Below are 4,672 nucleotides of genomic sequence, written 5' to 3'. Positions count from 1 at the left end.
GCGTCGCATCGCTCTCGACCTCCGCGTCGACCGGCCTCTCGTCGGCCAACAGCTCGATCGCCTCGCTGTCCACCTCGACGTCGACCGGCATCGGCTCGCTCTCCACCGGCATCAGCACCACCAATAGCACCGTCACGTCGCTCTCGACCTCGACCTCGACCGGCATCAGCTCGCTGTCCACTGGCCTGAGCACCACCAACAGCACCGTCGCATCGCTGTCGACCTCGACGTCGACCGGTATCAGCTCGCTGTCCACCGGCCTGTCGACCACCGACAGCAGCGTCGCATCGCTGTCGACTTCCACGTCAACCGGCATCAGCTCGCTGTCCACCGGCCTGTCGACCGCCGACAGCAGCGTCGCCTCGCTGTCGACCTCCACGTCGACCGGCATCGGCTCGCTGTCCACCGGCCTGAGCACGACCAACAGCACCGTCGTATCGTTGTCGACCTCGACCTCGACCAGCATCAGCTCGCTGTCGACCAGCGTCGGCTCGATCACCACCAACACCAACAACCTCGGCACCAGCACCGCCGCGGCGCTGGGCGGCGGTGCAACCTACAACCCGGCCACCGGCACCATTTCCGCCCCGGCCTACATCACCTACAACACCAACGGCACGACCACGACCAACAACAACGTCGGTTCGGCGATCGACAACATCAACGCGAACGGCATCAAGTACTTCCATGCCAACTCGACCGACCCCGACAGCCAGGCCACCGGCCAGAACAGCGTCGCGATCGGGCCGAACGCAGTCGCCAACATCGACAACTCGGTCGCGATCGGCAACGGCGCCACCACGTCCGCCGCCGTCCCGGTCTCGTCGGCCACCGTCGGCGGCCTGACCTTCGGCACCTTCGCGGGCAGCAACCCGGTCGGCGTGTTCAGCGTCGGCGCGCCGGGCGCGGAACGCCAGGTCACCAACGTCGCCGCCGGACAAGTCACCGCGACCAGCACCGACGCGATCAACGGCAGCCAGCTGTTCGCGACCAACAGCAACGTCGCCTCGCTGTCCACCGGTCTCAGCACGACCAACGGCAACGTCGCCTCGCTGTCGACCTCGACCTCGACCGCCGTCAACTCGCTGTCCACCGGCCTGTCGACCGTCGGCAGCCAGATCGGCTCGCTGTCCACGGGCTTGAGCAGCACCAACAGCACGGTGTCGTCGCTGTCGACCTCGACCTCGACCGCCGTCAACTCGCTGTCCACCGGCCTCAGCACCACCAACAGCACGGTGTCGTCGCTGTCGACCTCGACCTCGACCTCCATCAACTCGCTGTCCACCGGCCTCGGCACCACCAACAGCAACGTCGCCTCGCTGTCGAGCGGCGTGACCAACATCAACAACCAGATCTCGTCGCTGTCGACCTCGATCAACAACACGACCCGCACCGCCAACACCGGCGGCATCGCGGCCGACATGAACGGCACCGGCGCAGACAACCCGACCGTCAGCGCCGGTTCGAACTCGGTCGCGATCGGCGCGAATTCCAACAACGGCGGCCGCTCGAACGTGGTCTCGGTCGGCAGCAGCACCGAGCAGCGCCAGATCGCCAACGTCGCAGCCGGCACGGAAGGCACCGATGCGGTCAACCTCAACCAGTTGAACACGCTGTCGACATCCGTCTCCCAGTCGATGGCCGGGACGCAGGCCTCGATCAACAACCTGAGTTCGCAGATCGCGCAGACCCAGGAAGCGCTGCAGCAGACCGACAAGATGGCCCGTCAGGGCATCGCGGCCGCCGCCGCGCTCGCCATGCTGCCGCAGGTCGAAGCCGGCAAGACCTTCAACACGGCGGTCGGCGGGGCGCGTTTCGCGGGCCAATCGGGCGTCGCGTTCGGCGCGAGCGCGCATATCACGAAGCACGGCGTGCTCAAGATGGGCATCGGTATCGCCGGCAGTAATCGCACCTATGGAGCCGGCTATGGATACACATGGTGAGCGGCGCGATTTCTCGCCTGATTTATCGATACGAAACCAATTTCGATATCCGAATAAAGGATGTCTGGAAAACCTGGGACGTAATCATGAAAGTGAATGGCGCATCTGCCCCGTCGACACCGCGTCAGTCCGCCTGGACCGCGGTCCCGCACGCGCCGTCGGCCGTGCCCGCCTGGCCGCGCAGGAACCGCATCACGCCTGGCTGGCAGCGCTTTACCGGGCAGCGGCGCGCGCACCGCGTGCGACGCCCCGTCCGAGCGTGCTGGAGACGCGCGGATTAACCATGCATGACATTCATTGGCGTCGCCAATTTGCAGTTCTTTGCAGTTTTAACAACGCTATCGCAATAAAATTTAGCGATCTGAATATCGATACGCCCGCGCATAACCACCGTATTGGCGCTGTCCCCGGTGCGCGACGTATTTCAGTGGAGAGTTTTCCATCATGAACCGCACATACCGCACCATCTGGAACGAGGCGCTCGGCGCATGGGTCGCTGCTTCCGAACTGGCGTCGGCGCGAGGCAAGGCCAACAAGTCGGTGCTCGCGAAGGCGATCGCGGTCGCCGTGCTCGCGGCCGCCGCGCAGGGCGGCTTCGCCAGCACCATCGGGGTGGGTACCGGCTCATCGCCGGGCGGCAGCGCCTGCGGCGGGGTCGGCGGGACTGGAACAGGGCCGGACGGCACGACCAGCTACACGAACCGCGCCATCACGGACGGCAATGGCTACTACTCCACGGTGGCCGGCTGCTCGGCCAACGCCAACAACGTCCTCGGCGCGACCGCGTACGGCTTCTACACGACCGTCACCGGCGACGGCGGCACGGCTATGGGGTTCGGCGCGACCGCGGCCAAATGGGCGACAGCCATCGGCCTGCAGGCGAGTGCGTCGGGACAAAGCTCGAATGCGTTCGGCTTCAACGCATCCGCCGCCGGCACCGGCTCGGTCGCGATCGGCAACGCCGCGTCGGCCGTCTATACGAACAGCGTCGCGATCGGCACCGGCAGCGTGACGGGCGCCGCCGCCCCGACCGGCACCGGCTTCCTGACCGGCACCGCCGCGCCCTTGTCCGAAGTCTCGGTCGGCAGCTCGACCGCGCTGCGCCGGATCACCAACGTCGCCGACGGCTCCGCGCCGCAGGACGCCGTCACGGTCGCGCAGTTGAGCACCGGCATGAGCACCGCGACAAGCAGCATCGCGAGCCTGTCGACCTCGACCTCGACCGGCATCACGTCGCTGTCGACCGGACTGAGCACGACCAACAGCACCATCACGTCGTTGTCGACCTCGTCGTCGACGGGGATCAGCTCGTTGTCCACGGGCTTGTCGACCACGACGAGCCGCGTCACGTCGCTGTCGACTTCGGCATCGACCGGCATCAGCTCGCTGTCCACCGGACTCAGCACGACCAACAGCACCGTCACCTCGCTCTCGACCTCCACGTCGACCGGCCTCTCGACGGCCAACAGCTCGATCGCTTCGCTGTCCACGTCGTCTTCGACCGGCATCAGCTCGCTGTCCACCGGCCTCAGCACGACCAACAGCACCGTCACCTCGCTCTCGACCTCCACGTCGACCGGCCTCTCGACGACCAACAGCTCGATCGCTTCGCTGTCCACGTCGTCTTCGACCGGCATCGGCTCGCTTTCGACTGGCCTCAGCACCACCAACAGCACCGTCACGTCGCTGTCGACCTCGACCTCGAGCGGCCTCTCGACAGCTAACAGCAGCATCGCTTCGCTGTCCACCTCGTCTTCGACGGGTATCAGCTCGCTGTCCACCGGCCTCAGCACCACCAACAGCACGGTCACGTCGCTGTCGACCTCCGCGTCGACCGGTCTCTCGACGGCTAACAGCAGCATCGCTTCGCTGTCCACCTCGACCTCGACCGGTATCAGCTCGCTCTCGACCGGCCTCAGCACGACCAACAGCACCGTCACCTCGCTCTCGACCTCCACGTCGACCGGCCTCTCGACCGCCAACAGTTCGATCGCCTCGCTGTCCACCTCGTCATCGACCGGCATCAGCTCGCTCTCGACCGGCTTGAGCACGACCAACAGCACCGTCACCTCGCTGTCGACCTCCACGTCGACCGGCCTGTCGTCGGCCAACAGCTCGATCGCCTCGCTGTCCACGTCGACTTCGACCGGCATCGGTTCGCTCTCGACCGGCCTCAGCACCACCAACAGCACGGTCACGTCGCTGTCGACCTCCACGTCGACCGGCCTCTCGACGGCCAACAGCAGCATCGCTTCGCTGTCCACGTCGACTTCGACCGGTATCGGTTCGCTCTCGACTGGTCTCAGCACCACCAACAGCACCGTCACATCGCTCTCGACCTCCACGTCGACCGGCCTGTCGTCGGCCAATAGCTCGATCGCCTCGCTGTCCACCTCGACCTCGACCGGCATCGGTTCGCTCTCGACCGGTTTGAGCACGACCAACAGCACCGTCGCCTCGCTCTCGACCTCCACGTCGACCGGCCTGTCGTCGGCCAATAGCTCGATCACCTCGCTCTCGACCTCGACCTCGACCGGCATCGGTTCGCTCTCGACCGGCTTGAGCACGACCAACAGCACCGTCGCCTCGCTCTCGACCTCCACGTCGACCGGCTTGTCGTCGGCCAACAGCTCGGTCGCTTCGCTGTCCACCTCATCCTCGACCGGCATCAGCTCGCTCTCGACCGGCCTCAGCACCACCAACAGCACCGTCGCCTCGCTCTCGACCTC

3 protein-coding genes are annotated in these 4,672 nt (G+C 66.1%); all 3 read left to right on the top strand.

The annotated features are described in order from the left end of the window. Window positions 1-1,943 (top strand): YadA family autotransporter adhesin (locus AC1RQF_RS32980; protein ID WP_492874301.1); only part of this gene is annotated, 1,943 nt, incomplete at its 5' end. After that, window positions 1,927-2,391, top strand: a complete 465-nt coding sequence (locus AC1RQF_RS32975) for a hypothetical protein (RefSeq protein WP_273997625.1) — start codon at window positions 1,927-1,929, stop codon at window positions 2,389-2,391. The genes AC1RQF_RS32980 and AC1RQF_RS32975, both read left to right, overlap by 17 nt. Further along, the coding region (locus AC1RQF_RS32970; RefSeq protein ID WP_492874298.1) for an ESPR-type extended signal peptide-containing protein at window positions 2,388-4,672 on the top strand (2,285 nt) is incomplete at its 3' end. The genes AC1RQF_RS32975 and AC1RQF_RS32970, both read left to right, overlap by 4 nt.

Source organism: Burkholderia sp. GW821-FHT14F03 (assembly GCF_058803765.1).
Note: the sequence above shows the minus strand (reverse complement) of the source record. Positions and strands in the feature narration are given on the sequence as shown.